Raw genomic sequence first — 25,388 nt, 5'->3', positions numbered from 1 at the left:
GCGTCGACCCGCGGCGCACGCTGATGATCGGCGACAGCGAAAAGGCGGACGGGGCCGCACGGTCGATCGGATGTGCGTTCGAACTCGTCGAACCGTCACCGACCGCCGAGCGGCACGACGCGCTGTGGACCGCGCTGGCCGCGGCCGGGATCACTCCGACGGAACCAGGCGCAGGGAGATCGAGTTGATGCAGTACCGCTTGTCGGTGGGCGTCGGGTAGCCCTCGCCCTCGAAGACGTGCCCGAGATGGCTGTGGCACGTCGCGCACACCACCTCGACACGCCGCATCCCCAGCGAGTCGTCCTCGCGCAGGATCACGGCGTCGGAGTCGGTGGGATCGAAGAACGACGGCCACCCGCAGTGCGAGTGGAACTTCTCGGTGCTGCGGAACAGTTCGGCACCGCACGCCCGGCATTCGTAGAGGCCCTCGGTGTCGGTGTCGGTGTACTCGCCGACGAAGGGACGTTCGGTGCCGGCCTGCCGTAGCACGGCGAATTCGGCGGGAGTGAGTTTCGCGCGCCATTCCTCGTCGCTGTGGACGACCTTGGGTGCGGGTTCGGATCGAGGAGCAGACGTCATGATCTCCACGCTAACCGCGGCCGGGGCGCCCGTCACGTCTGCACCGGAACGGACGGATCACGTGCGGGCCGGTTGCTTCTCCTCGAGCAGGTGCGACGGTTCGATGCCGTCCGCCAGGCGTCCTTCGCGCTTCGCCGCGAGGTACCGGTCGACCAGGACGGCGAACACCACGATGAGCAGCAGCGACCACCCGAAGGTGGTTTTCATGTACTCCGCTGCCCGTCCGGCCTCCACCCACCGGTTCGACAGCCACGAGTCGTAGCTCAGGAAGCCGTAGACGGCGAGCCAGGCGGGCCAGTTCCGCATCACGGAGTTCGGCAGCAGCACCGTCATCAGCAGCGGGAACAGCATCATCGAGTAGTACATCTGCCCGAGCGACCCGAGCAGGAACGACGCCGCGAGCAGCACACCGCCGGCGGTGCACACGAAGAACACCTCGTCGTGGCGGCAGTAGCGGTAGAGCAGCCACACCGAGACCGCCACCATCACCGCGAGCACCGCCCGCAGACCGAGGATCAGCCACCCCGGAAGCCCGTAGTACATGCCGTTGCCGACGATCGCGCTGTTGAAGTAGTCGCGGGACTCGAGCAGATAGGGCACGGTGTGCTCGACGAACTGCCAGGCGTCGACCGACAGGGGCCAGGCGATGATCGTCAACGCGATCGGGACGGCGGCAGCGGTGACGAAGACCTTCCACTGCCCGCGGACGAGCGGCAACAACAGCAGGGGCGCCAGGATCGGTTTGACGGCGAAGGTCAGGCCGAGCGCCGCTCCGGCCCACAGGTCACGCCGTTTGAGCAGCAGCGTCAAGAACGCGATCTCGCCGAGGAGGACGAGACCGTTGATGTTCGTGAAGACGAGTGTGTTGGTCACGGTCTCGGACGCGAACGCGGCGAAGACCAGCACCGGCGCGATCGGCGAATCGAGTCGCAGACCGAACATGCGCAGCAGCAGGTACAGCGCGATGAGGATCGCGATCGCATTGGCCAGGATGAACAGCCACCGCGACCGTTCCGGGTCGATCACCGCGATCGGTGCGATCAACAGGGTCCCGGAAGGTGGGTAGAGATAGTGGGGGTCGACCCACTGGAACTCGGCGGTGTACACGGGCCGGCGGTTGAGGAAGGCCAGCGCCGCGTTGTAGACCGGGGTGAAGTCGTCCGTTCGAAACCCGTTGACCGCTTTGATCACGACCCGGTGCAGAACCGTCAGGACGGCGAGGGGCCACACCACAGCCTTGACCACTTCGGCGGTCGTGCGTGCGGTACGGGGTTCGAGACTTCTGAGGAACACTACGGCACGGTACCCCGAGCGGATGCGGGCCTGCGCACACGCCCTGGCCGGTGCCCCGCGATGTCACGCGGGGCACAGGCTCCCGTTGGGTGGAAGTTCTCCGTCGGACAGATAGGTCTCCACCCGCGCCTGCACGCATCCCGAGTGCAGGACCGCCGAGTAGCCGGCGCCCTGCCACGACAGTGACGCCCAGGCGATGCCACCCGCGGTGAGTACACCGGTCACCGATTCCACCCCGGCGTTACCCACGATCGGGTCGGCGGCGCCCGAGGAGACGAGCACGGGCACGTCGAGCGCGGCAGGAAGCGGGGGCGCCGGCAGGCTCGGCCAGGCCGCGCACGCCGTCAGGCCCGTCGCGAGGTCCGCTCCGTACAGCGGGTACAGCGTGGACCAGCTCTTCGCGAGATCGCCCGCGTGGGTCGGGGTCGGCCACCGCTGCCCGTCGCTGCACCGCGCGACGAACTGGCCGTCCGTCGAGAGCGCTGCCTCGGCCGCACCGACCAGCTCGATGAGCGGCATGACGTCACCGCCCCGCGCCGCTGCGAGGACGTCCGCGACTTCGCGGACGCGGGCCTGCAGATCGGCGCGTGGAGTGCCGAGGACCCCCGTCAGGGCGGTGAGGAAGGAGTTGGCCGAGACCGGCGCGAGCTCGCCCGCGGCCGCCTGCTCGTGCAGTTCCTCGATCGCCGCGCGGGGATCGTCTCCGAGCGCGCAGTCGAGGGCGGCGCACCGACGGGCGAAGGCGTCGACGGCGGCCTCCGCGCCACGGGCCCGCGACTCGGCCATGAGCTCCGCGTCCGCGGTGGCCGCGGCGGGGGAGTCGAGGACGAGCCGGCCGACCGCACCGGGATACGCCGCAGCGTAGGCGAGTGCGACGGTCGCACCGTTCCCCACTCCGAGCAGACCGATCCGGTCCACCCCCCACGCCTGGCGGAGACGCTCGATGTCGTCGGCGGCGTGCGAGGCGCCGAACATCAGTTGCTGAGGCTGCAGATAGTCGGTGCACGAGACGGTCGCCTGACGGCCGAGGTCGGCGACCCGATCGGGTGCATCGCCGGTGCGGCCGAATTGGCCGAGGTCGCCGAGACCGCGGCGATCAGCGGGAAAGATGCAGTCGATCGCGAGCGAGCTGCCGATTCCGCGACGATCCACCGCGACGATCGGACGCATCGCCAGTGCACCGGACATCGGACCGGTCGCCATGCCGGTGAGTGCGCGTGTCGACGCCGTGTCGGCGCCGGTCGTGAGCACCAGGGGAGCGGCGTCGGTAGGAGTGTCCGCCAGGCGCGCACGCATGACGGCCAAGGGGAAGGTGCCCGTCACGGTTCCGGCCACATCGATCGGTGCGACGACCTCCGCGCACTCGAGGACGAGACCCGCAGGACCCGGGGGTGCATCGAAGGCGGACAGGGTCTCTCCGGTGCAGTCCCGCCAGGCCGGTTCGGCCGACGGCACCGGAAGTTCGGGCACCGTGGCCTCGTCCTGCGAGGGCCGATCCACGGCGACACCGGGATCGTCCCGTACGACGGCGACGTCGGGACGTATCGACGGGCCTGCTCCGCACGCGGTCGACACCACGGCAACCGTGATCCACATCGCGGCGATCACTCCCGATCTGCGCATGCGCACAGCCTGCCAGGTTCGGCCACGACGGCGTGCAACCGGTGGTGGACGGCCCGACCGGAAGTATCCTCCCGCAGCGTGACGGCGGGGTGAACGCCGTGTGAAGTAGGTCGCATTCCGGATTCGGGTGAGGATTCGAGCATGATGCGGTCGTACCCTGGGCTGATGCACGAACGTCTCGTCGATCGCAATCCGGTGGTGCCTGCAGACCAGTTGGTGGCGCAGATGGTGCCCCCCGCGATGTTCGACGAGGTGAGCTTCGAGTCGTACATTCCCGATCCCAACGAACCGAGCCAGGCGGCCGCGGTGACGACCGCCGCGGAGTTCGTCGGCAAGATCGGGAAGATCCGCGGCGGCAAGCGGGGACTGTTCGGTCGCCGCTCCCAGCCGCAGGGTGCCGGTCTCTATCTCGACGGCGGCTTCGGCGTGGGCAAGACCCACCTGCTCGCCTCGATCTTCCACAGCGCACCCGCACCCAAGGCCTTCGGCACCTTCGTCGAACTCACCCACGTGGTCGGTGCCCTCGGGTTCAACAAGGCCGTCGAAGAACTGTCGAATCACAGCGTGCTGTGCATCGACGAGTTCGAGCTCGACGATCCGGGCGACACCATGCTCGTCTCCCGTCTGCTGACCGAACTGTCGGCCCGCGGGGTCTCGATCGTCGCGACCTCCAACACGCTGCCCGGCCAGCTCGGCGAGGGCCGGTTCGCGGCCCAGGACTTCCTTCGCGAGATCAAGAAGCTCGCGTCCATCTTCGAGACGCTCCGCGTCGACGGTCCCGATTACCGTCACCGCGACCTGCCGCCCGCGCCCGACCCGGTCGATTCGGCCGAGCTGGTGGAGCGCGCCGACACGATTCCGGGTGCCACGCTCGACGATTTCGACGAACTGTGCGCGCACCTGAGCACCCTGCATCCCTCCCGCTACGGCAAACTCGTCGAGGGTGTCCCCGCGGTCTTCCTCGAAGGCGTCCACCCCGCGAAGGACCAGTCGGTGGCTCTGCGTCTGGTGGTCCTCGCCGACCGGATGTACGACGCGAGCATCCCGGTGACGGTCTCCGGAGCCAAGCTCGACGAGATCTTCACGCCCGAGATGCTCGCCGGTGGTTACCGCAAGAAGTACCTGCGCGCGACGTCCCGTCTGCTGGCACTGTCCCGCTTCGAGGTCGCCGCGGGCTGATCGGGAACCCGGCGCGCACCCGCTCGCCGGGGTCCCTCGCCCGTCACAGGGCGCGCTGCATGACGAAATCGTCGTGTGTCCGTGCGCCCACCACGAACGTGCGCGTGCCCACCGCCACGAATCCCTGTTTCTCGTAGAAGCGACGGGCGCGCGTGTTCTCCTGATTGACTCCGAGCCACAGTCCGGCCCGCCCGAGCGCACGAGCTCGCGCGACGATCGCCTCCATGAGCGCCGTGGACACTCCGGCGCCGTGATGACCCGGCATCACATACAGCTTGCTGATCTCGATCGCCGGCCGCGCCGTGATCACGGCGTCGATCGCGGGATCCTCGGGGGCGGCGTCCACTGCCATCAGATAACCGACGATCTCACCGCCCGCGCGCGCCTCGAGGACGATGCGTTCGGAAGACGACAGGTACTCGGCGAACTTTTCCGCACTGAGGGTTCGCTCGATGAACTCGGCGATGTCGTCCTCGGCGGCATCCGGAGGGCAGGCGAGCGGGAAGGTGGCCGCTGCAACCTGAGCGATCGCTTCGGCATCCCAGATTCCCGCCTCGTCGACGGAGACCGCTTCTTCGAGTGGTGGCATGGACATGCACACCAGTGAAGCACCCGGACGACACGATTCGGCACACGCCCCGCAGGACCGATGCGATGCGGAGAAGGGCCCGGATATGGCTGAACCCCAGCCTTGGATGGGGGGTCATGGCTGGGGTTCGACACCATCGGGGGGATGGCACCATCCACGCTACATGAGGGATCCCTCAGGTTCCAGCCAGGGCGGTCACGGTTGCGTCACACGAGTTCGTGCGTGCGACTTGCACGAAATGTCGGTGCGTTGTACCGTCGCGGCTATGAAGCGCGTACTCGTAGTTCACCGCCGTAGCGGGGTCTGATTCGGACCGACCCCTCGCTGCGGGTCGTTGAGCTACGCGTCGGTCCTTCCTTCTCGTGGAAGACCACTACGAACGATGAACGCCTTCACCCCTTCCTCCGGATCTGCTCCGATGTTCCCTTTCGGCGCCACGGGCGCCACCGATCCGTTCCTCGCCCGATACGGGCGTGCACTTCCTCGGGGATTGCGCGAGGAAACCACCGGCATGACCTGGGCGGAGTTCGAATCCGCTTACGGCGGCCGGCCCGGCCCCGTCAGGCTCGGTGGCTGGTCGGCAACCGCCCTGGGGGCGGGTCGCAGCGCATTCGAGGCGACCATCGCGATCGGCGATACGATCCACACCGCATCCGCCACGACCTGCGGACCGATCGCCGCGATGACTGCGATGCTGTACGACCTCGGGCTGAACATCGAGATCCTGTCGTTCCATCGGTACGACCTCGGCGAGATGTCCGCGACCTTCCTGCTGTGCCGTTCCGGCGAGCACACGACATGGGTGATGGGCACGGGTGAGACCGGCAACGAGTCGTCGCTGCGAGCGATGGTCGCGGGGATCAACAAGCTCGGCGCATGACGCGCCCCGTCCGGTGCGGGGAGTGCCTCCGCACCGGATCACCCGCGCTCCGGCCCGCCGCCGGTCCGGATCCCGGCCCGAACGGATGAAGGCCCCCTTCGAAATTCGAAGGGGGCCTTCATCTTCTGTGCGCGATACTGGGATTGAACCAGTGACCTCTTCCGTGTCAGGGAAGCGCTCTCCCGCTGAGCTAATCGCGCCGGCATCGTGATCGCCGGAGTGGAGCGGATGACGGGATTCGAACCCGCGACCCTCACCTTGGCAAGGTGATGCGCTACCAGCTGCGCTACATCCGCATGTGCACGTTCTTTCGGTGAACCGGATCGACCCACGTGCTGGTCGAACCTGGTGCGCGATACTGGGATTGAACCAGTGACCTCTTCCGTGTCAGGGAAGCGCTCTCCCGCTGAGCTAATCGCGCGAGGTGGAGACGGGAATCGAACCCGTGTGCACGGCTTTGCAGGCCGTTGCCTCACCACTCGGCCACTCCACCGTAAAAGGTCGAGTCCAACCTCTCGAGCGGATGACGGGATTCGAACCCGCGACCCTCACCTTGGCAAGGTGATGCGCTACCAGCTGCGCTACATCCGCATTCGCACCGCTCGGCGTCGTGCTCTCCGTGGTGCGGTTCAAAACAGTAGCCGAGCATCTACGAAACGCACAAATCCGCAGGTCAACGGCAGAAAACCGGCAGATTTCGCGAAGATGACCGGCCGATGACCCCTTCGGCGGGCGTCGCTGGGGCTCCGGGGGCCGGCTGTCGCGCCCTCTCGGTGTCTCGGACCGGGGACGGTCCGTCCGACCCCCTCCGGTGTCCGAGGGCCGACATCCCGCTCGCGTGCACGCGCGTGAGGCTGCGGTCGGAAATGCCGCGACCAGGCGATTCGTCTTCATGACGGGAGCGTGTTAGTGTTCCATCTCGTTCGAGCCGCTGCGAAGCGGCCCGGTCCCGTGGCTCAGTGGAAGAGCGTCCCGTTCACACCGGGGAGGTCGCTGGTTCGATCCCAGCCGGGACCACAGAGATCGACAGTGACGAAAGGCACCCTTACCAGGGTGCCTTTTTTCGTACCCGGATGACATCGTGGAGCGCGTGCGTGGCGCCCGGTCGGCCGGCTGCCCGCGCGCGCATATTCCTTCGAACCCAACGGTCCGCGTGGGCCTCGTCCACAGGTGGCGTGGGGGGGCACAGCTGTGGTGCTTGTGGCCGAAGTGTGCGTAGTGATGGCAGGATCGTGGTCGTCGAGGAGGACACGTCCGGATGAGCGTTGCGGACAGCGAATGGCCGGTCGTGGGGGCGACCGGTGCGAGATTCGGATCCGGTCGGTCCCGTCGACGTCGGCGGCCGGCGGATCACGCCGTGCCGGTACGGAATCACCACGAGCCGGACCTCGTCGTCGACGAGGTCGCGGCCACCGAGGTGAGCCGGCCCGCAACGCGATCGGTCGAGGGGGCGCAGCAGATCCACGCAGCGCGGTCGGCCGACCGGATTGCGGGCACCGGGACCAGTGTGGGAATCGAGGACATGAACCAGCCAGAGACGTCGTCGTTCGTGCGCCCGTTCGTGCGGAGCGGGGGACGCACCCGAGCCGAGGTCGAATTGCCTCTCGAAGCGCTCGTGTCGGCCGTCCCCTCCGCGATGGGCAGTGAGTCCGGTCCGGCGATGGACGAGCATCGCCTCGTCCTGACGTTGTGCGCCCAACCCCGATCGATCATGGAGATCGCGGCACTGGCCCGGATTCCGCTCGGTGTCGCCCGGGTGCTGGTCGGCGATCTCGCCGCGACCGGCGAGATCACCGTGCACCGCACGGCCGACAAGGTGGGACCGAACGTCGAACTGCTCGAACGGGTGCTGACGGGTCTCAACCACCTCTGAGTTTCTCCGCTCGGCTCCCTGTGTTCGCTGCCCGGGCGGATGTCGATAGCATGATGAAGTTGCCGTGTGCTCGCGATCGTCGACCGCAGCACGCGCCCGGCGACGACCACGTATCAGGCATCGAGCCGAGGAGTCCGTCACAGTGACCACGCCCGCATCCGCGAAACCAGCCACGATCGTCCGGGTGCCCGCGGGGACCACTGCGGGCGCGGCGGTCCGTGACGCGGGTCTGCCCACCAAGGGACCCGAGACGATCGTGGTCGTCCGCGACTCCGAAGGCACGCTGCACGATCTTTCGTGGACGCCGGAATCGGACGTCGAGGTCGAGGCCGTCGGCGCCGACACGGAGGACGGCCGCAGCGTCATCCGCCACTCCGCCGCCCACGTGCTCGCACAGGCCGTGCAGCAGGAGTTCCCGGAGGCGAAGCTCGGCATCGGCCCGCCCATCCGCGACGGCTTCTACTACGACTTCCAGGTCGAGCGTCCCTTCACGCCGGAAGACCTCGCGAAGCTCGAGAAGCGGATGAAGAAGATCGTCAAGGATGCCCAGCGCTTCTCGCGTCGCGTCGTCGACAGCCTCGAGGACGCCCGCGAGGAATTGAAGGACGAACCCTTCAAACTCGAACTCATCGACGACAAGTCGGGCATCGACGACCCCGAGGTGATGGAGGTCGGCGGCAAGGAACTGACCATCTACGACAACCTCAACCCCCGCACGGGTGAGCTCGTCTGGAAGGACCTGTGCCGCGGCCCGCACGTGCCCACCACCAAGTTCATCCCGGCGTTCAAGCTCACGCGCAGTTCCGCGGCGTACTGGCGCGGCGACCAGGACAACGCCGGCCTGCAGCGCATCTACGGCACGGCCTGGGAGTCCACCGAGGCGCTCGACGAGCACCTCGAACTCCTCGCCGAGGCCGAGCGCCGCGACCACCGCAAGCTCGGCACCGAACTCGACCTGTTCTCGTTTCCCGACGAGCTCGGCTCGGGACTGCCGGTCTTCCATCCGAAGGGCGGCATCATCCGCCAGGAGATGGAGAACTACTCGCGTCAGCGCCACGTCGAGGCCGGCTACGAGTTCGTGTACTCGCCGCACATCACCAAGGGCCACCTCTACGAGGTCTCCGGTCACCTCGACTGGTACCGCGACGGCATGTTCCCGGCGATGCACATCGACGAGGAGCTCAACGAGGACGGCACGGTTCGCAAGCCGGGTCAGGACTACTACCTCAAGCCGATGAACTGCCCGATGCACGACCTGATCTTCCGGTCGCGAGGCCGCTCGTACCGCGAGCTGCCGCTTCGCATGTTCGAGTTCGGATCCGTCTACCGCTACGAGAAGTCCGGTGTGATCCACGGACTCACCCGTGTGCGCGGCATGACGCAGGACGACGCGCACATCTTCTGCACCCCGGAGCAGATGCGCGACGAGCTCACCAGCGTCCTGAAGTTCATCCTCGACCTGCTGAAGGACTACGGGCTCGACGACTACTACCTCGAACTGTCGACGAAGAATCCCAAGAAGTTCGTCGGCAGCGACGAGTTGTGGGACGTCGCGACCGACACCCTGCGTGAGGTCGCCGAGGCCTCGGGTCTGCACCTCGTCCCGGATCCGGGCGGTGCGGCCTTCTACGGTCCGAAGATCTCGGTGCAGGTCAAGGACGCCTTGGGTCGCAGCTGGCAGATGTCGACGATCCAGCTCGACTTCAATCTGCCGGAGCGATTCGAGCTCGAGTACACCGGCACCGACGGGGCGAAACACCGGCCCGTCATGATCCACCGGGCGCTCTTCGGGTCGATCGAGAGGTTCTTCGGCGTGCTCACCGAGCACTACGCCGGTGCCTTCCCGGCGTGGCTCTCGCCCGTCCAGGTCGTGGGCATTCCTGTGGCCGCGGACTTCGAGGACCACTTGTTCGACGTCGTGGGCAAGCTGAAGGCTCAGGGGATCCGGGCCGAGGTCGACGTCTCCGACGACCGTATGCAGAAGAAGATCCGCACCCACACCACGCAGAAGGTGCCGTTCATGCTGCTCGCCGGTGAGCGCGACGTCGCGGCGGGCGCGGTCAGCTTCCGTTTCCGCGACGGCACGCAGGTCAACGGCGTGCCGGTCGACGAGGCCGTGCGGATCGTGACCGAATGGGTCCGCCGCCGCGAGAACGCCTCGCCCACCGCCGAGCTCGTCGGTTCCGGTGGGGAAGGCAGCACGTCGTGACGGGCGATCGCACTCCGGGGCCGGCCGACATCCCCGCGACCGACGACAGTCCCGCGTCGATGGTCGATCGCGGTGTGGGGGAGTCCGACCACCTGCAGCGCCTGTGGTCGCCGCACCGGATGTCGTACATCACCGAGTCCCCGCGAGGTCGCGACGAGCCGTACGAACCCTTCACCGACATCCCGAAGATGTCCGACGAGGAAGGTCTCGTCGTCGCTCGCGGCGAAACGGTGTACGCGGTGCTCAATCTGTACCCGTACAACCCGGGGCACCTGATGGTCGTGCCGTACCGCCGGGTCGCCAATCTCGAGGATCTGACGCCCGACGAGAGCGCTGAGCTCATGCAGTTCGCCCAGCGTGCGCTTCGGGTCATCAAGCGGGTGTCGCGTCCGCACGGCTTCAACGTGGGCCTGAACCTCGGTGCCGCGGCAGGAGGTTCGCTGGCCGAACATCTGCACCTGCACGTCGTGCCGCGCTGGGGTGGCGACGCCAACTTCATCACGGTCCTCGGCGGGTCGAAGGTGATGGTGCAGCTGCTGCGCGACACCCGTGCGCTGCTCGCCTCGGCATGGGACGAGTGAGGGCGCGTCCCGAGCCGGCGAGATCGCAGCGCACCCCCGGTGTCGCCTGCAGATCTGCTGCGAGCCACCCGCGCATCTTCGGCTCGACTCGTGGCAGGATCGGATTCCGGACACAACGGTCGGACGGGAAGACAGGGGTCGCGGGATGCTGAGCTTCTTCGGGCGTGCGTCGGTGTCGAAGGTCACCGCGCCGCTCGGTAAGGCCTTGATCCGCACCGGCCTGACTCCGGATGCGGTCACCCTGGTCGGCACCGTCGCCACGGTCGCCGCCGCCGTGACCCTGTTCCCCATGGGGTACCTGTTCTGGGGCGCGATGGTCATCTGGCTGTTCGTGATGTTCGACATGCTCGACGGCGCGATGGCGCGGGCCCGCGGTGGTGGAACCCGGTTCGGCGCGGTCCTCGACGCGACCTGCGACCGGATCGCCGACGGCGCGATCTTCGCCGGTCTCGCGTGGTGGGCGGTCTACCACGAGCAGAGCCGTCCGCTGTTCGTCGCCACCCTGCTCTGTCTGGTGACCTCGCAGGTCATCTCGTATGCGAAGGCACGCGCGGAGGCGAGCGGACTGTCCGCCGACGGCGGCCTGATCGAGCGTCCCGACCGGCTCGTGATCGTGCTCGTGGGAGCGGGCCTCACCGGACTCGGCCTCGACTGGGCGATCCACATCGCGATGTGGCTGCTCGTCGTCGGATCGGTGATCACGGTCTTCCAGCGGGTGCTCGCCGTCCGCAACTCCGAAGGGGCGCGCGAACTGCTCCCCCTCACGCCGGCCGGGAGCAGTGACACCGCTCCCCGGGACGACGGGGGAACGCAGTGAGCTTCGCCGAGAACGCATCCGATCTGGCGTACGCGGGCGGCTGGCGCCTGGTCCGGGCGCTGCCCGACGGCGTCGCGCGACGGTTGTTCGACGCCGGCGCCGACGTCGCGGCACGCCGCGGCGGCGGACCGCAGCAATTACGACGCAATCTCGGGCGGGTGCTCGGGGTGCAACCGCACGAGGTGCCCGACGAGCTGATCCGCAGTTCGGTGCGGTCCTACGCTCGCTACTGGCGTGAGGCGTTCCGCTTGCCGTCGATGGATCTCGACGCGACGGCGGCGTCGATCGATGCGTCCATCGAGGGCCGCGAGCACATCGAGGCGGCGCTGGGCGCCGGTCGCGGTGTGATCCTCGCCCTGCCGCACAGCGGGAACTGGGACCTCGCCGGGGTGTGGTGCGTCCGCTACTTCGGGGGATTGACGACGGTCGCGGAACGCTTGCAGCCGGAATCCCTCTACCGGCGCTTCCTCGAGTACCGCGAGGGGCTCGGGTTCGAGATCTTCCCGTCGAGCGGCGGCGAGACACCGCCCTTCGGGGAGCTGGCTGCGCGGCTGCGTGACAACCGGATCGTGTGCCTGCTCGGAGAACGCGACCTCGCCCGCAAGGGAGTCCCGGTCACCTTCTTCGGCGAACCGACCCGGATGCCCGCCGGACCGGCGAAACTTGCCATCGACACCGGTGCAGCTCTGTTACCGGTGCACTGCTGGTTCACCGAGGACGGCTGGGGGTTCCGCGTGGATCCGGAGATCGACGTGAGCGTCGGGCTCGACGCGGCCACGCAGATCCTCGCCGACCGGTTCGCCACGAACATCGCCGCACATCCCGAGGACTGGCACATGCTGCAACCGTTGTGGCTCGACGATCTGTCGGAGGCCCGCCGCGCCCGAATGGAGGCGTAGGTGAGGATCGGGATGGTCTGCCCGTACTCCTTCGACGTTCCGGGCGGAGTACAGGCACATGTCGTGGATCTCGCCGAGGTCCTCATCGGCCGCGGGCACGAGGTGAGCGTGCTGGCACCCGCGTCGGAGACGACGGCCCTGCCCGACTTCGTCGTCTCCGCGGGCCGCGCCGTCGCCATTCCCTACAACGGGTCGGTCGCGCGACTGAGCTTCGGGCCGGTCTCCTACGCGCGGGTCCGCCGCTGGATCAACGACAACGACTTCGACGTCCTCCACATCCACGAACCGAACGCGCCGAGCCTGTCGATGCTCGCGCTCAAGGTGGCCGAGGGACCGATCGTGGCCACCTTCCACACATCCACGACGAAATCGCTGGTGCTCAGCACCTTCCAGGGTGTTCTGCAGCCCTATCTCGAGAAGATCAGCGGCCGGATCGCGGTCTCCGAGCTGGCCAGGCGGTGGCAGGTCACTTCCCTCGGTGCCGACGCGGTCGAGATCCCCAACGGCGTCGACGTGCCGTTCTTCCGGCACGCCCCGCTGCTGCCCGGCTACCCGCGAGCGGGCCGCACCGTGCTGTTCCTCGGCCGGTACGACGAATCCCGCAAGGGCATGGAGGTTCTGCTCGGCGCGCTGCCCGCTCTCGTCGCGCGTCACCCCGATATCGAGATTCTCGTGGTCGGCCGGGGCGACGAGGACCGCTTGCGGAAGGAAGCCGGACGCTACTTCCGGCACCTGCGCCTCCTCGGGCAGGTCGACGACGACGACAAGGCGTCCGCGATGCGCAGCGCCGACGTGTACTGCGCGCCGAACCTCGGTGGTGAGAGTTTCGGTATCGTGCTCGTCGAGGCCATGGCCGCGGGGACGGCCGTCGTCGCCTCTCAGCTCGACGCCTTCCGCCGGGTGCTGCGCGACGGGCAGGCGGGTGTCCTCGTCCCGGTCGGCGACGCCGGCGCGCTCGCACGCGGCATCCTCGAGGTCCTCGACGACGACGACCGCCGGCAGGCACTGGTCGACTTCGGATCCACAGTGGTCGAGGCCTACGACTGGCCGGTGGTCGCGGACCAGATCCTGCGGGTCTACGAGACCGTCACCGTCGGGGCCGGTCCGGTCCGGGAGGTCCGGTCGTGACCTTCAGCGCGGTGACGATCCTGATCCTGTCGCTGGTGGCCGCTGTCGTCGTAGCGATCGGTGTATGGGCTTATTCCACCGCCAACCGCCTCGACCGCCTCCACGTGCGCTCGGACCTGTCCTGGCAGGCTCTGGACGCGGCCCTGGCCCGGCGCGCGGTGGTCGTGCGGAGCATCGCGGCGTCGATCCCGGTGCCGGAGGGACGCGCCCTCGCACTGCTCGCCGACACCGCCGAGCGGGCCGACCGTACTCGGCGCGAGGAAGCCGAGAACGCGTTGTCGGCGGCCCTGGCACGGCTCGAGACCGGCCGGTTGCGGCCCCAGCTCGTAGCCGAACTCGCGGACGCGGAGGCGCGGGTCCTCATCGCCCGTCGCTTCCACAACGACGCGGTGCGCGACACCTTGGCGCTGCGTCGCCGTCGGCCGGTCCGCTGGCTGCATCTCGGCGGTACCGCGCCGCTACCCACCTACTTCGAGATCGCCGAGCGCGCGGGTGCGGTCGCGACCGCTCCCGCCACCGCGCCCGTACCTGCCGACCGCACCACTCCGATTCCGGATCGGGCACGCACATCGGCCAGGGTCGTGCTGCTCGACGAGGACGGCCGGGTCCTGCTCCTGCGCGGACACGACCCGGCGGCGCCCGAGCGGCACTTCTGGTTCACGGTCGGCGGCGCGGTCGAGGGTGGCGAGGACCTGGCGACGGCCGCGCTCCGGGAGATCGCCGAGGAGACCGGCCTCCACGTCGATCGCGACCACCTGTGCGGGCCGATGTGGCGGCGTGTGGCGGTGTTCCCGTTCAACGGGGAGGTCCTGCATTCGGAGGAGTTGTTCTTCGCGGTGCGGGTGCCGTCGTTCGAACCCGCCGACGACGGTTTCACCGATCTCGAGCGGCGCATGCGCCTCGAGCATCGCTGGTTCGACGAGGAGGACCTGCAGGCGCTCGTGCGGTCCGGAAGCGCGGTCTACCCGCAGGATCTGCCCGAGCTGCTCGACGAGGCGCGGCAGATCGCGGCGCGGCGACGCCAACCGGAGATCCGCGCGATCCACTGACGTCGCCAGGAGCATCTCGGTCATGCCGAGGGTGTACACGTGCGGGCCAGTGTGCGGAACTGGACGGTTCCGGCGAGAACGTGCGGGTCTCAACGCCCGGGCCGCGTGCCACTCGCTACGAGAATCGGCGCTGATCCGGACGACAGTTCGGGGCGGCGTAGTCGAACCTCCCGACGCTCGGTGAAGGAATGGACCGACACAATGCAGTCCAGTTGTTTGCAACTGGCTATGGGGTCGGCTCCGATACAGCCCTAAGCTGGGGACCGCTGCCCGGTCGCTTGTGCGCCGGCAGTATTCGTCGATCCGTCCACCGAGGAGGAATTCCCATCGTGACCAGCCCCGATACCGCCCCCGTCACCGGCACCGCCCGCGTCAAGCGAGGCATGGCCGAGATGCTCAAGGGTGGGGTGATCATGGACGTGGTCACCCCCGAGCAGGCGAAGATCGCCGAGGACGCCGGCGCGGTGGCGGTCATGGCGCTCGAACGCGTGCCCGCCGACATCCGCGCGCAGGGCGGCGTGTCGCGCATGAGCGACCCCGACATGATCGACGGCATCATCGAGGCCGTCTCGATCCCCGTCATGGCCAAGGCCCGCATCGGCCACTTCGTCGAGGCCCAGATCCTGCAGGCCCTCGGTGTCGACTACATCGACGAGTCGGAGGTGCTCACCCCCGCCGACTACGAGAACCACATCGACAAGTTCGCGTTCACGGTGCCGTTCGTGTGTGGTGCCACGAATCTCGGTGAAGCACTGCGCCGTATCAACGAGGGCGCGGCGATGATCCGTTCCAAGGGCGAGGCCGGTACCGGCGACGTGTCGAACGCCACGACCCACATGCGCCGGATCCGCCAGGAGATCCGTCGTCTGACCTCGCTTCCCGAGGACGAGCTCTACGTCGCCGCCAAGGAACTCCAGGCGCCCTACGATCTCGTCGTGGAGGTCGCGCGGGCGGGCAAACTGCCCGTCACCCTCTTCACAGCCGGTGGAATCGCCACCCCCGCCGACGCGGCGATGATGATGCAGCTCGGCGCCGAGGGCGTGTTCGTCGGATCCGGAATCTTCAAGTCGGGCAACCCCGCCCAGCGTGCGGCCGCGATCGTCAAGGCCACCACCTTCCACGACGATCCGGACGTGCTCGCGAAGATCTCACGTGGTCTCGGTGAGGCGATGGTGGGCATCAACGTCGACGAGATCCCGCAACCCCACCGGCTCGCCGAACGCGGCTGGTGATCGCCTCATCGGGGTGCGTGCAGGGCGAGCAGGGCGACGTCGTCCTGCACGCCCTCCCCGAGCGTCCCGAGCACCTCGCACACAGCCCCGACGGCCTCTGCGGCGGTCGCCGGCTTCGACGCGCGAACGTGATCGAGCAGCCGTTCCTCCCCGAAACGCTCACGGGTCTCACCGGAGACGAGTGCCTCGCTCACGCCATCGGTGTACAACAGCAGCGTGTCGCCGGGGCGCAACGCGAAGGCGTGCTCGACGAGTCGCGGGGCGGGCAGCATCCCGATCAGCTGTCCGCCGACCGTCGGCAGGTAACCGATGCTGCCGTCCGCGCGCACGAGGATCGGCGGCGGATGCCCACCCGAGGCGAGGCGGATGTCGATCCTTCCCGACGCCGGGTCGGGCGCGACCGTGCCGAAGGCGAGTGTGCAGAAGGGTGCTCGCGCGCTGCTGTCGCGTTCGTCGAGCAGAGTCGTGTTGAGCGTCCTGAGCGCCGCCGAGGGGTCCGTCTCGTAGACCGCCGCGGCACGCAAGGTGTACCGGACGATCGACGTCACCGCTGCCGCGCGGGCGCCCTTTCCGCACACGTCGCCGAGGAACAGTCCCCACGTTCCGGCGCGCGCGGGGAACAGGTCGTAGAAGTCGCCGCCGACCTCGTCGGGAGACGCGATGTGGTAGTACGCGTCGACCTCGAGACCCGGTACCTCGGGCAGGCTCGGGGGGAGGAGAGTGGCCTGGAGAGTGGTGTTGACCGCGCGGAGCCGTTCGCGTTCGAGTTCGGCCTCCCGGCGCGCCCGCAGCAGTTCCGACTCGTAGGCCCGGCGTTCGCGGGCGTCGAAGAGCATGGTGCGGATCAGTGCCGGCCTGCCCTCGGCGTCGGACTCCACGACGGACGCGGCCAGGACGGGCAGCCGGGTCCGGTCGGCCCGGACGAGCTCGAGAGCGATCCCGTTGATATGCCCCTGCACGAGCAGGAGCGGAGCGTAGTGGGTCTCGTGGTAGATGCGACCGCCCACGCTGAGCAGGTCGGAGAAGTACCGCTTGCCGACCAGGTCGTCGCTCGGGTATCCGAGCCAGTCCGTCAGCGTGCGGTTGACGTCGGTGATGCGGCCGTCGGGGAGGGTCGTGAGGAATCCGCACGGCGCGTTCTCGTAGAGCATGTCGCCGTGGCGCAGGCCGGGATCGAAGATCCGATCGGGCGTCGCCGTCACCCCGATCTGCGTGCGAACGCCGCGATCGCGGCGGCGGTCTCTTCCGGTGCGCTGAGCTGTGGGCAGTGGCCGGTCGCGTCCAGGGTCACGAGTTCGCTCCCCGGGATCTGCTCGTGAACGAACACGCCGACCTCACGCGGCGCGATCGTATCGTGGGCGCACTGTGCGACGAGAGTGGGCACCGACACCGCCGCCAGGTCGGCGCGGTTGTCGGACAGGAAGGTCACCCGGGCGAAGACCCGCGCCACCGCAGGGTCGGTGCGGCAGAAGATCTCGGCGAGCTCGTCACCGAGCTCCGGCCGGCCGGGATTGCCCATGATGACCGGGGCCATCGTGTCGGTCCAGCCGAGATAGTTCGCCTCGAGGGATTCGAGCAGTTCGTCGATGTCGGCCGCGCTGAACCCGCCGCGGTAACCGGTGACCGGATCGTCGATGAAACACGGGGACGGTGCGAGGAGCACGAGTCCGGCGAAGACGTCCGGGGCTGCAGCGGCGGCGAGGACGCCGATCGAGGCGCTCACCGAGTGACCGACGAAGACCACCGGACCGAGGTCCAGGCCCCGGCACAGGTCGACGACGTCCTCCGCGTAGGTCTCCATCCGCGAATAGCGCCGGGGGTCCCAGGCCGTCGCATCGGAACGCCCGGAACCGACGTGGTCGAACCGCACCACGGTGAAGTCGGATTCGAGACGTGGGGTCACCAGGCGCCACAGATGCTGGTCGCAGCCGAAACCGTGCGCGAGGACGACGACCGGACCCGACCGGTTCCCGGTGATCGTCGCGCTGTTGCGGCGCACCACATCGGTGACGTGTTGCATTGCACCCCCTCTGTTCTCCCGAGGGTGTCACATTCGGTACTCGAAGGCGATCCCGGTTGCCGCACGACTTCCCGGGGACCCGGCGTTCGGCGCACGTCCGTGCAGCTAGCCTTCTTGCGAACGGTGCACAGAAGGAGATCGCATGGCGAAGATCGAGCAGATCCTGGCGCTCGAACAGATCGAGAACGACATCTTCCGGGGGATAGCGACGGAGACGCTGCTGCCGCGGACGTTCGGTGGTCAGGTCGCCGCGCAGGCGCTGGTGTCGGCGGTGCGCACCGTCGAACCCGACCATCTGGTGCACTCGCTGCACGGTTACTTCCTGCGCCCCGGCAATCCCACGATGCAGATCGTCTACCTCGTCGACCGGATCCGCGACGGCCGCTCCTTCTGCACCCGGCGCGTGACGGCCGTCCAGGACGGCAAGGCGATCTTCACCATGTCGGCGTCGTTCCACGTGCGCGACGAGGGGATCGAGCACCAGGACACGATGCCTCGGGTGCCGGATCCCGAGGAACTGCCCGATCCGGAGACCGTGATCGACGACGCCACCCTGCTGTGGGCCAAGAAGGAATGGGCCGAGTGGGACTTCCGGTTCGTTCCCCGCGACCGGATGGATTCGTCGAGCAGGATGGCCGCGCAGCAGCAGTTGTGGTTCAAGTCCCGCGAGATCCTTCCCGACGACCCGGTCTTCCACGTGTGCACCCTCGCGTACATGAGCGACATGACGTTGCTCGGCTCGGCGAGTGTCGGCCACGACGACGAACGGACGCAGGGCGCGTCCCTGGACCACGCGATGTGGTTCCTGCGGCCGTTCCGCGCCGACGACTGGCTGCTCTACGACCAGACGTCACCCTCCGCCGGACTGGGCCGGGCGCTGACCCAGGGGCGGATCTTCGATCGCAACGGCAACATGGTCGCGGCGGTGGTGCAGGAAGGACTCACGCGGTACCTGCGCGATTCCTGAACGGGAAGTCCCGAGCGGGCGCCTTTCGGGCCCGTCGCGGGCCCGGCGCTCCGACGCTGCACACCGGCGACCCCGAACGGACAGGCAGGCAACAGTGACCACTACTTCCCCCACGATCGGCGTCCTGGCATTGCAGGGCGACGTCCGCGAACATCGCAGCGCTCTCGAGGCGGCAGGCGCGCGGACGATCCCGGTGCGTCGCGAACGCGAACTCGACGAGGTCGACGGCATCGTCCTTCCGGGAGGCGAATCCACCACCGTCAGCCGTCTGCTGCGTGTGTTCGACCTGCTCGAACCGCTGCGGACCCGGCTGGAGGCCGGGCTGCCCGCCTACGGTTCGTGCGCCGGCATGATCCTGCTCGCGTCCCGGGTGCTCGACACCACCGACGATGCCGAGCATCTGGACGCACTCGACATCGTGGTGCGCCGCAACGCGTTCGGCCGCCAGGTGGATTCGTTCGAGACCGACCTGCCCGTGACGGGCCTCGACGACGGTCCGGTGCGCGCGGTGTTCATCCGCGCACCCTGGGTGGAAGAGGTCGGTTCCGGCGTCGAGGTCCTCGCCACGGTGCCGGACGGGCCGGCGGCGGGACGGGTGGTCGCAGTGCGGCAGGGCGCTGTGATCGCGACGTCCTTCCACCCCGAGATCACCGGTGACCATCGTGTGCACCGGCTGTTCGTGGAGACCGTGCGCTCGGCGACCCGGCGGCCGGGCGGTATCCCACAACGGGAGCGCGTAGAATCGACTCTCCGACCTGTCGGTTGACGCCGACCACACTTCGCCGGAAGGGGCTCGAAGCGAATGAGCGGCCACTCCAAATGGGCCACCACCAAGCACAAGAAGGCGGTCATCGACGCCAAGCGCGGCAAGATGTTCGCGAAGCTCATCAAGAACATCGAGGTGGCGGCCCGGACCGGCGGTGGCGACCCGGCGGGTAACCCGACCCTGTTCGACGCCATCCAGAAGGCGAAGAAGAGCTCGGTCCCGAACGACAACATCGAGCGTGCACGCAAGCGCGGCGGCGGTGAGGAAGCCGGCGGCGCCGACTGGCAGACCATCACCTACGAGGGTTACGGTCCCAACGGTGTCGCGCTGCTCATCGAGTGCCTGACCGACAACCGCAACCGCGCCGCCGGCGAGGTCCGGACGGCGATGACCCGCAACGGCGGCAACATGGCCGATCCGGGCTCGGTCGCCTACCTGTTCACCCGCAAGGGCGTGGTGGTGCTCGAGAAGAACGACCGGAGCGAGGACGAGATCCTCGAGGTCGTCCTCGAAGCCGGCGCCGAGGAGATCAACGATCTCGGCGACTCGTTCGAGATCGTCTCCGAGGCGAGCGACCTGATCGCCGTGCGTACGGCTCTCGTCGACGCCGGCATCGACTACGACTCCGCCGATCCGGATTTCCGGGCCTCGGTCGAGGTGCCCGTCGACGCCGAGGGCGCGCGCAAGGTCATGAAACTGGTCGACGCGCTCGAGGACTGCGACGACGTGCAGAACGTCTACACCAACGTCGACATCTCCGACGACGTGCTCGCAGAACTCGACGCCTGAGCGACGCTCGCGTCGTAGTCGTCCCCGAGCGACGCTCGCGTCGTCCTTGTCACAGCGGCCGGGGTCGCGTGTCGGTCTCCCGGCACCCGGCCCCGGCCGCTATGCTCTCGAACAGGCGTTCGCAATCGTGCGGAGCGGGTCGGGATCCGTCGAGAGGTGTCGGAACCGGCCGTAGTCGGGTGTCGAGAGGTGAGTCGGGTGCGCGTGATGGGTGTCGACCCCGGTCTGACCCGCTGCGGGCTCGGAATGGTCGACACCGGACGCGGACGCGACGTCATCCCCGTCGCCGTGGGTGTCATCCGCACCTCGCCCGACCTCGACCTGCAGCACCGGCTGCTCGAGGTGTTCGACTCGGTCGAGGAATGGATGGACCGCTACAAACCCGACGTCGTCGCGATCGAGCGCGTGTTCTCCCAGCACAACGTGCGTAGCGCGATGGGCACCGCGCAGGCCGGTGGCGTCGTCGCCCTGGCCGCGGCGCGGCGTGCGATCCCGGTCATGTTCCACACGCCGAGCGAGGTGAAGGCCGCGGTCACCGGCAGCGGCACGGCCGACAAGAAGCAGGTGACCGCGATGATCACCCGCATCCTCAAGCTCGATTCCGCGCCGAAACCCGCCGATGCCGCCGATGCGCTCGCGTTGGCCGTCGCACACTGTTGGCGAGCTCCGCTGCTCGCCAGGCTCGCGGCCGCCGAAGCTGCGGCCGCCCAGCAGAAGAAACGCTACGAGGAGCGGCTGCGCGAACAGTCGGCCGCACGGAAGGCAGGTAGCCGGTGATCGCCTCGGTGCACGGCGAGGTACTCGACATAGCCCTCGATCATGTGGTGATCGAGGCGGGAGGGATCGGCTATCGGATCAACACCACACCCGCGACCCTCGCCGGGCTCCGGCGCGGAGAGCAGGCCAGACTCGCCACCGCGATGATCGTCCGCGAGGACTCGATGACGCTGTACGGCTTCGTCGACTCGGAGGCGCGCGAGTTGTTCGGCCTGTTGCAGACGGTCAGCGGGGTCGGCCCCCGGCTCGCCATGGCCACCCTGGCCGTGCTCGAACCCGACGCCCTGCGTGCGGCCCTGGCCGACGGCAACACCGCGGCGCTGACGCGGGTACCGGGGATCGGCAAGCGCGGTGCCGAGCGCATGATCGTCGAACTGCGCGACAAGGTCGGGGCCTTCGGTGCGGCCGGATCGGCGTCGGTCGCGGCCGGTGCCTCGCCGCTGCGCGACCAGATCGTCGAGGCCCTGGTCGGGCTCGGTTTCACTCCGCGACAAGCGGAGCCGGCCGCCGACAAGGTGCTCACCGAGGATCCGGGCGCCGACGTCTCCACGGCACTGCGGTCGGCACTGAAGCTGCTGGGTAGGTCGCGGTGACCGACGAGTACCGCGAGTTCGACGCGGCCGCCTCCGACCGCGAGCGGTCGCCGGTGACGGCCGAGCATCTGCCCTCCGACAGCGACATCGAGACGAGTCTGCGCCCGACCAGTCTCGACGACTTCATCGGGCAGCCGAGGGTCCGCGAGCAGCTTCAACTCGTACTGCGCGGCGCCAAGCTCCGCGGCGGCACTCCGGATCACATCCTCCTGTCGGGACCACCCGGTCTCGGCAAGACGTCGATGGCGATGATCATCGCCACCGAACTCGGCACGTCGCTACGACTCACCTCCGGTCCCGCGCTCGAACGCGCCGGCGATCTCGCCGCGATGTTGTCGAATCTCGCCGAGGGCGACGTGCTGTTCATCGACGAGATCCATCGCATCGCGCGTCCCGCAGAGGAGATGCTGTATCTCGCGATGGAGGACTTCCGCGTCGATGTCGTGGTGGGGAAGGGGCCGGGCGCGACGTCCATCCCCCTCGAGGTCGCTCCCTTCACCCTCGTCGGCGCGACCACCCGTTCCGGTGCCCTCACCGGCCCCCTGCGCGATCGGTTCGGTTTCACCGCGCACATGGACTTCTACGAGCCCCCCGAGCTGCAGCGGATCCTGCACCGGTCCGCCTCGATCCTCGGGATCGATCTGCGCGACGACGCTGCCTCGGAGATCGCCGGCCGCTCGCGGGGCACTCCGCGCATCGCGAACCGATTGCTGCGGCGCGTCCGCGACTACGCCGACGTGCGGGCCGACGGTGTCGTGACCCGGGCCGTCGCTCAGGCCGCACTCGAGGTGTACGACGTCGACCCGATCGGTCTCGACCGTCTCGACCGTGCCGTGCTCGGTGCTCTCGTACGCAGTTTCGGTGGCGGCCCGGTCGGGGTGTCCACGCTCGCCGTGGCCGTGGGGGAGGAACCCGCCACGGTCGAGGAGGTGTGCGAACCGTTCCTGGTCCGTGCCGGGATGGTGGCCCGCACCCCGCGCGGACGCGTGGCCACGCAGGCCGCCTGGCTGCAACTCGGGCTCACCCCGCCGCCGGAAGCCGCCACCGGTGGCATCGAGGTGCGCGCGCGTGAACCCCGGCTCGACCTGTTCGAGGACGGCTCCGGCACCGTCCTCGAAGGTGGCGCCGATACGTCCGACCCGGACGATCCGGACGTACGGCGGTAGGACGCTCGGCCGGGGAATGGCACACTGGTCTACTGCGTCGGTCTGTGGAGGCCGATCCCGACGTCGTGGAGCCGCCCGCGCCACCACGACACGCTGGTGTCGCCTGCGTCACCACCCGCCGACAACGACCGAGGACTGACTTCAACGATGGAACTGCTCTTCCCTCTCCTGATCCTGGCACTGCTCGTCCCGACCTTCCTGGGCGTGCGGCGTCAGAAGAAGGAGATGCAGAAGGTGTCGGCGTTGCAGGATTCCCTGCGCATCGGCGACCGCGTCATGACCACCGCGGGGCTGCACGCCACGGTGGCAGCGCTCGCCGACGACACCGTCGATCTCGAGATCGCGCCGGGCGTCGTGACAACCTGGTCGCGCCTGGTCGTCCGGGAGCGCGTCGAGACTGCGACCGCGCAGGATCCGGACCTGTTCCGCAAGGACGACGATACGAATCCGCCGGAGGGACGTCCCACCGAGTACTGACGGCAGCTCCGCGCCCCACGGCGTCGGCACCGGACTCCCGGTGTCGAGGCCGAGCGCCGCGCGACTGCATCCGACCACCACTCACTCTCATCGAGGAGACCGACAGACCGTGGCACCTTCCAATGGATCGGTGCATCCCGTGCGCGCTCTCGCCCTGTTCGGGGTGATTCTCGCCGCGTTGTATGCACTGGTCTTCTTCACCGGGGACAAGTCGCCCACCCCGAAGCTGGGCATCGACCTGCAGGGGGGCACCCGCGTCACCCTTACCGCGCGAACCCCCGACGGGAGCAGCCCGAGTCCGGACAGCCTCCGCCAGGCCCAGCAGATCATCGAGACCCGCGTCAACGGCCTCGGTGTCTCGGGTTCGGAAGTGATCGTCGAGGGCGACAACCTCGTGATCACCGTTCCGGGTGAGGACAGTGCCCAGGCCAGGACTCTGGGACAGACCGCCCGTCTGTACATCAGGCCGGTGATCGGGGGACCGATCGACGCGAACATGACGGCCGAGGATCTCGCACAGCAGCCCGGTGCCGGTGCACCCGGCGGCGGCCTGCCTGCCGAACCCGCACCGGCAGAGCCGGCTCCCGCCGACCAGGCGCCGCCGGCCGAGGCGCCCGAACCGCAGGGACGCCCGTTCCCGGCGCAGGATCCCACCGCGCCGACCGATACCCCGGCACCGGGCGACGCTCCGGCCGAGCCCACCGATGCACCCGGGACGCCCGCTCCTGCACCGGAGGGCGGGACGCCCGCTCCTGCTCAGCCGAACGACGACTCGCTCACTCCGCAGGAACAGGCAGCCGCCGACATCGCCGCGGCCAAGGCCGCCCGTCAGAGCGAGGACCCCGCGGTCCAGCAGGCGGCGGCCCTCGCCCTCGACTGCTCCGCGGCCGACCCGCTCGCCGGCAACGACGACCCGGCGCTCCCGCTCGTCGCCTGCTCGACCGACGGCACCGCGATCTACCTGCTCGGCCCGAGCATCATCGACGGCCAGCAGATCGAGGACGCGACCTCCGGTTTCAATCAGCAGCAGTCGCGCTACGAGGTCAGCCTGACCTTCGACAGCGAGGGCAGCAACACGTGGGCGCAGTTCACCGCCGCGAACATCGGTCAGCAGGCCGCCTTCGTGCTCGACTCCAAGGTCGTCAGCGCCCCCGTGATCCAGGGCGCCACCCCTGCCGGCAGCGCCACCTCGATCACCGGCCAGTTCACGAATACGCAGGCCGCAGAGCTCGCGAACACCCTCAAGTACGGCTCGTTGCCGTTGTCGTTCGTGGCATCCGAAGCCGAGACCGTCTCCGCCACACTGGGTCTGGCATCGCTCGAGGCCGGTCTGATCGCCGGTGCGGTGGGTCTGGCCCTGGTGCTCCTGTTCTGCCTCGCGTACTACCGGATGCTCGGACTGCTCACCGCGCTGTCGCTCGTTCTCTCGGGTCTGGCGGTCTACGCGGTCATGGTGCTGCTCGGCAGATACATCGGGTTCACACTCGACCTCGCCGGCGTCGCCGGTCTGATCATCGGTATCGGCATGACCGCCGACTCGTTCGTCGTGTTCTTCGAACGGATCAAGGACGAGATCCGGGAGGGGCGGAGCTTCCGTTCCGCGGTGCCACGAGGCTGGGCGCGAGCCCGCCGCACGATCCTCTCCGGTAACGCGGTCAGCTTCATCGCTGCCGCCGTGCTCTACGTCCTGGCCGTCGGCCAGGTCCGCGGCTTCGCGTTCACTCTCGGTCTCACCACGATCCTCGACGTCGTCGTGGTGTTCCTCGTGACCTGGCCGCTGGTGTTCCTGGCCTCGAAGTCGAAGTTCTGGTCCAAGCCGAGCGTGAACGGTCTGGGCGCGATCCAGCAGGTGGCCGACGAGCGTCGCCTCGTTGCCGCGACCGCTGCGAAGGAGGCGTGACG

Annotated in this window: 24 protein-coding genes, 6 tRNA genes and 1 pseudogene; 20 read left to right on the top strand and 11 right to left on the bottom strand. The window is 68.6% G+C overall.

The window, feature by feature from the left end; all coding sequences use genetic code 11:
• Positions 1–188, top strand: a pseudogene (locus A8G18_RS22615) (HAD family hydrolase); the annotation flags it as partial.
• On the opposite strand, the gene msrB reads toward A8G18_RS22615, so the two are convergent.
• From msrB to A8G18_RS18475, 3 genes are all read right to left on the bottom strand, one after another.
• Positions 151–579, bottom strand: coding sequence for a peptide-methionine (R)-S-oxide reductase MsrB (gene msrB / locus A8G18_RS18485; RefSeq protein WP_064065006.1), 429 nt, complete (start codon positions 577–579; stop codon positions 151–153). The pseudogene A8G18_RS22615 and the gene msrB sit on opposite strands and share 38 nt — an antisense overlap.
• A gap of 57 nt (positions 580–636) precedes the next feature.
• Positions 637–1,872 (bottom strand): glycosyltransferase family 87 protein, encoded by a 1,236-nt coding sequence (locus A8G18_RS18480; RefSeq protein WP_172506038.1) that lies wholly within the window; start codon positions 1,870–1,872, stop codon positions 637–639.
• A gap of 63 nt (positions 1,873–1,935) precedes the next feature.
• Entirely contained in the window at positions 1,936–3,495 is a 1,560-nt protein-coding gene (locus A8G18_RS18475; RefSeq protein WP_064064980.1) for an alpha/beta fold hydrolase, read from the bottom strand.
• 165 nt (positions 3,496–3,660) lie between these two features.
• Between A8G18_RS18475 and zapE the strand changes: the two genes are divergently transcribed.
• Positions 3,661–4,674 carry a cell division protein ZapE gene (zapE, locus tag A8G18_RS18470; RefSeq protein WP_064064979.1) on the top strand — a complete coding sequence of 338 codons (1,014 nt, stop codon included), beginning with the start codon at positions 3,661–3,663 and terminating at the stop codon, positions 4,672–4,674.
• 43 nt (positions 4,675–4,717) lie between these two features.
• Here zapE and A8G18_RS18465 read toward each other — a convergent pair whose 3' ends face one another.
• Positions 4,718–5,269, bottom strand: a complete 552-nt coding sequence (locus tag A8G18_RS18465; RefSeq protein ID WP_064064978.1) for a GNAT family N-acetyltransferase — start codon at positions 5,267–5,269, stop codon at positions 4,718–4,720.
• Between the two features lie 376 nt (positions 5,270–5,645).
• On the opposite strand from A8G18_RS18465, the gene A8G18_RS18460 reads away from it, so the two are divergent.
• On the top strand, positions 5,646–6,143 hold the full coding sequence (locus tag A8G18_RS18460) for a hypothetical protein (RefSeq protein WP_064064977.1): 498 nt from the start codon (positions 5,646–5,648) through the stop codon (positions 6,141–6,143).
• 128 nt (positions 6,144–6,271) lie between these two features.
• On the opposite strand, the gene A8G18_RS18455 is transcribed toward A8G18_RS18460, so the two are convergent.
• The 5 genes from A8G18_RS18455 to A8G18_RS18435 all read right to left on the bottom strand — a co-directional run bounded on the left by A8G18_RS18455 (position 6,272) and on the right by A8G18_RS18435 (position 6,734).
• Positions 6,272–6,343 (bottom strand) — tRNA-Val (locus A8G18_RS18455).
• 20 nt (positions 6,344–6,363) lie between these two features.
• Positions 6,364–6,439 (bottom strand) — tRNA-Gly (locus tag A8G18_RS18450).
• A gap of 50 nt (positions 6,440–6,489) precedes the next feature.
• Positions 6,490–6,564, bottom strand: a tRNA-Val gene (locus tag A8G18_RS18445).
• A gap of 1 nt (position 6,565) precedes the next feature.
• A tRNA-Cys gene (locus A8G18_RS18440) sits at positions 6,566–6,636 on the bottom strand.
• Between the two features lie 25 nt (positions 6,637–6,661).
• Positions 6,662–6,734 (bottom strand) — tRNA-Gly (locus A8G18_RS18435).
• 354 nt (positions 6,735–7,088) lie between these two features.
• On the opposite strand from A8G18_RS18435, the gene A8G18_RS18430 reads away from it, so the two are divergent.
• The 9 genes from A8G18_RS18430 to pdxS all read left to right on the top strand — a co-directional run bounded on the left by A8G18_RS18430 (position 7,089) and on the right by pdxS (position 15,931).
• Positions 7,089–7,160: transfer RNA gene (locus tag A8G18_RS18430), tRNA-Val, on the top strand.
• 241 nt (positions 7,161–7,401) lie between these two features.
• A complete protein-coding gene (locus tag A8G18_RS18425) occupies positions 7,402–8,016 on the top strand; it encodes a DUF742 domain-containing protein (protein WP_064064976.1) in 615 nt (204 codons plus the stop codon).
• Between the two features lie 142 nt (positions 8,017–8,158).
• The gene (gene thrS / locus A8G18_RS18420) at positions 8,159–10,225 is read left to right on the top strand and encodes a threonine--tRNA ligase (RefSeq protein WP_064064975.1); all 2,067 of its coding nucleotides are present in this window, start codon (positions 8,159–8,161) and stop codon (positions 10,223–10,225) included.
• Positions 10,226–10,284: 59 nt separating this feature from the next.
• The gene (locus tag A8G18_RS18415) at positions 10,285–10,806 is read left to right on the top strand and encodes an ATP adenylyltransferase (protein WP_051017579.1); all 522 of its coding nucleotides are present in this window, start codon (positions 10,285–10,287) and stop codon (positions 10,804–10,806) included.
• 145 nt (positions 10,807–10,951) lie between these two features.
• A complete protein-coding gene (pgsA, locus tag A8G18_RS18410) occupies positions 10,952–11,623 on the top strand; it encodes a phosphatidylinositol phosphate synthase (RefSeq protein ID WP_064064974.1) in 672 nt (223 codons plus the stop codon).
• Entirely contained in the window at positions 11,620–12,522 is a 903-nt protein-coding gene (locus tag A8G18_RS18405) for a phosphatidylinositol mannoside acyltransferase (RefSeq protein WP_064064973.1), read from the top strand. The genes pgsA and A8G18_RS18405 overlap by 4 nt, the downstream gene beginning before the upstream one ends.
• Positions 12,523–13,650, top strand: a complete 1,128-nt coding sequence (locus tag A8G18_RS18400) for a glycosyltransferase family 4 protein (RefSeq protein WP_064064972.1) — start codon at positions 12,523–12,525, stop codon at positions 13,648–13,650. It abuts the gene before it with no gap.
• Complete coding sequence (locus A8G18_RS18395) at positions 13,647–14,699, top strand: NUDIX hydrolase (protein WP_064064971.1); 1,053 nt, start codon at positions 13,647–13,649, stop codon at positions 14,697–14,699. The genes A8G18_RS18400 and A8G18_RS18395 overlap by 4 nt, the downstream gene beginning before the upstream one ends.
• A gap of 329 nt (positions 14,700–15,028) precedes the next feature.
• The gene (gene pdxS, locus A8G18_RS18390; RefSeq protein WP_016933018.1) at positions 15,029–15,931 is read left to right on the top strand and encodes a pyridoxal 5'-phosphate synthase lyase subunit PdxS; all 903 of its coding nucleotides are present in this window, start codon (positions 15,029–15,031) and stop codon (positions 15,929–15,931) included.
• A 5-nt stretch (positions 15,932–15,936) separates the two neighbouring features.
• On the opposite strand, the gene A8G18_RS18385 is transcribed toward pdxS, so the two are convergent.
• Both A8G18_RS18385 and A8G18_RS18380 read right to left on the bottom strand, forming a co-directional pair.
• The gene (locus tag A8G18_RS18385; RefSeq protein WP_064064970.1) at positions 15,937–17,133 is read right to left on the bottom strand and encodes a SpoIIE family protein phosphatase; all 1,197 of its coding nucleotides are present in this window, start codon (positions 17,131–17,133) and stop codon (positions 15,937–15,939) included.
• Positions 17,130–17,951 (bottom strand): alpha/beta fold hydrolase, encoded by an 822-nt coding sequence (locus A8G18_RS18380; protein ID WP_064064969.1) that lies wholly within the window; start codon positions 17,949–17,951, stop codon positions 17,130–17,132. The genes A8G18_RS18385 and A8G18_RS18380 overlap by 4 nt, the downstream gene beginning before the upstream one ends.
• 142 nt (positions 17,952–18,093) lie before the next feature.
• Here A8G18_RS18380 and tesB point away from each other — a divergent pair, with 142 nt between their 5' ends.
• The 8 genes from tesB to secD all read left to right on the top strand — a co-directional run bounded on the left by tesB (position 18,094) and on the right by secD (position 25,386).
• Positions 18,094–18,918: an acyl-CoA thioesterase II gene (gene tesB / locus A8G18_RS18375; protein WP_064064968.1), complete on the top strand. Its 825-nt coding sequence runs from the start codon at positions 18,094–18,096 to the stop codon at positions 18,916–18,918.
• A gap of 94 nt (positions 18,919–19,012) precedes the next feature.
• The gene (gene pdxT / locus A8G18_RS18370; protein ID WP_064064967.1) at positions 19,013–19,684 is read left to right on the top strand and encodes a pyridoxal 5'-phosphate synthase glutaminase subunit PdxT; all 672 of its coding nucleotides are present in this window, start codon (positions 19,013–19,015) and stop codon (positions 19,682–19,684) included.
• A gap of 36 nt (positions 19,685–19,720) precedes the next feature.
• Complete coding sequence (locus tag A8G18_RS18365; RefSeq protein WP_016933013.1) at positions 19,721–20,473, top strand: YebC/PmpR family DNA-binding transcriptional regulator; 753 nt, start codon at positions 19,721–19,723, stop codon at positions 20,471–20,473.
• 198 nt (positions 20,474–20,671) lie between these two features.
• Positions 20,672–21,250, top strand: a complete 579-nt coding sequence (gene ruvC, locus A8G18_RS18360; protein WP_064064966.1) for a crossover junction endodeoxyribonuclease RuvC — start codon at positions 20,672–20,674, stop codon at positions 21,248–21,250.
• The gene (gene ruvA, locus A8G18_RS18355; RefSeq protein WP_064064965.1) at positions 21,247–21,843 is read left to right on the top strand and encodes a Holliday junction branch migration protein RuvA; all 597 of its coding nucleotides are present in this window, start codon (positions 21,247–21,249) and stop codon (positions 21,841–21,843) included. The genes ruvC and ruvA overlap by 4 nt, the downstream gene beginning before the upstream one ends.
• A complete protein-coding gene (ruvB, locus tag A8G18_RS18350) occupies positions 21,840–23,009 on the top strand; it encodes a Holliday junction branch migration DNA helicase RuvB (protein WP_064064964.1) in 1,170 nt (389 codons plus the stop codon). The genes ruvA and ruvB overlap by 4 nt, the downstream gene beginning before the upstream one ends.
• 147 nt (positions 23,010–23,156) lie before the next feature.
• Positions 23,157–23,486 (top strand): preprotein translocase subunit YajC, encoded by a 330-nt coding sequence (yajC, locus tag A8G18_RS18345; protein ID WP_064064963.1) that lies wholly within the window; start codon positions 23,157–23,159, stop codon positions 23,484–23,486.
• A 109-nt stretch (positions 23,487–23,595) separates the two neighbouring features.
• Entirely contained in the window at positions 23,596–25,386 is a 1,791-nt protein-coding gene (gene secD, locus A8G18_RS18340) for a protein translocase subunit SecD (protein ID WP_064064962.1), read from the top strand.
• The last annotated feature ends 2 nt before the right edge of the window (positions 25,387–25,388 follow it).

Origin of the sequence: Rhodococcus gordoniae (genome assembly GCF_001646655.1) — a bacterium.
GTDB lineage: Bacteria > Actinomycetota > Actinomycetes > Mycobacteriales > Mycobacteriaceae > Rhodococcus > Rhodococcus gordoniae.
Note: the sequence above shows the minus strand (reverse complement) of the source record. Positions and strands in the feature narration are given on the sequence as shown.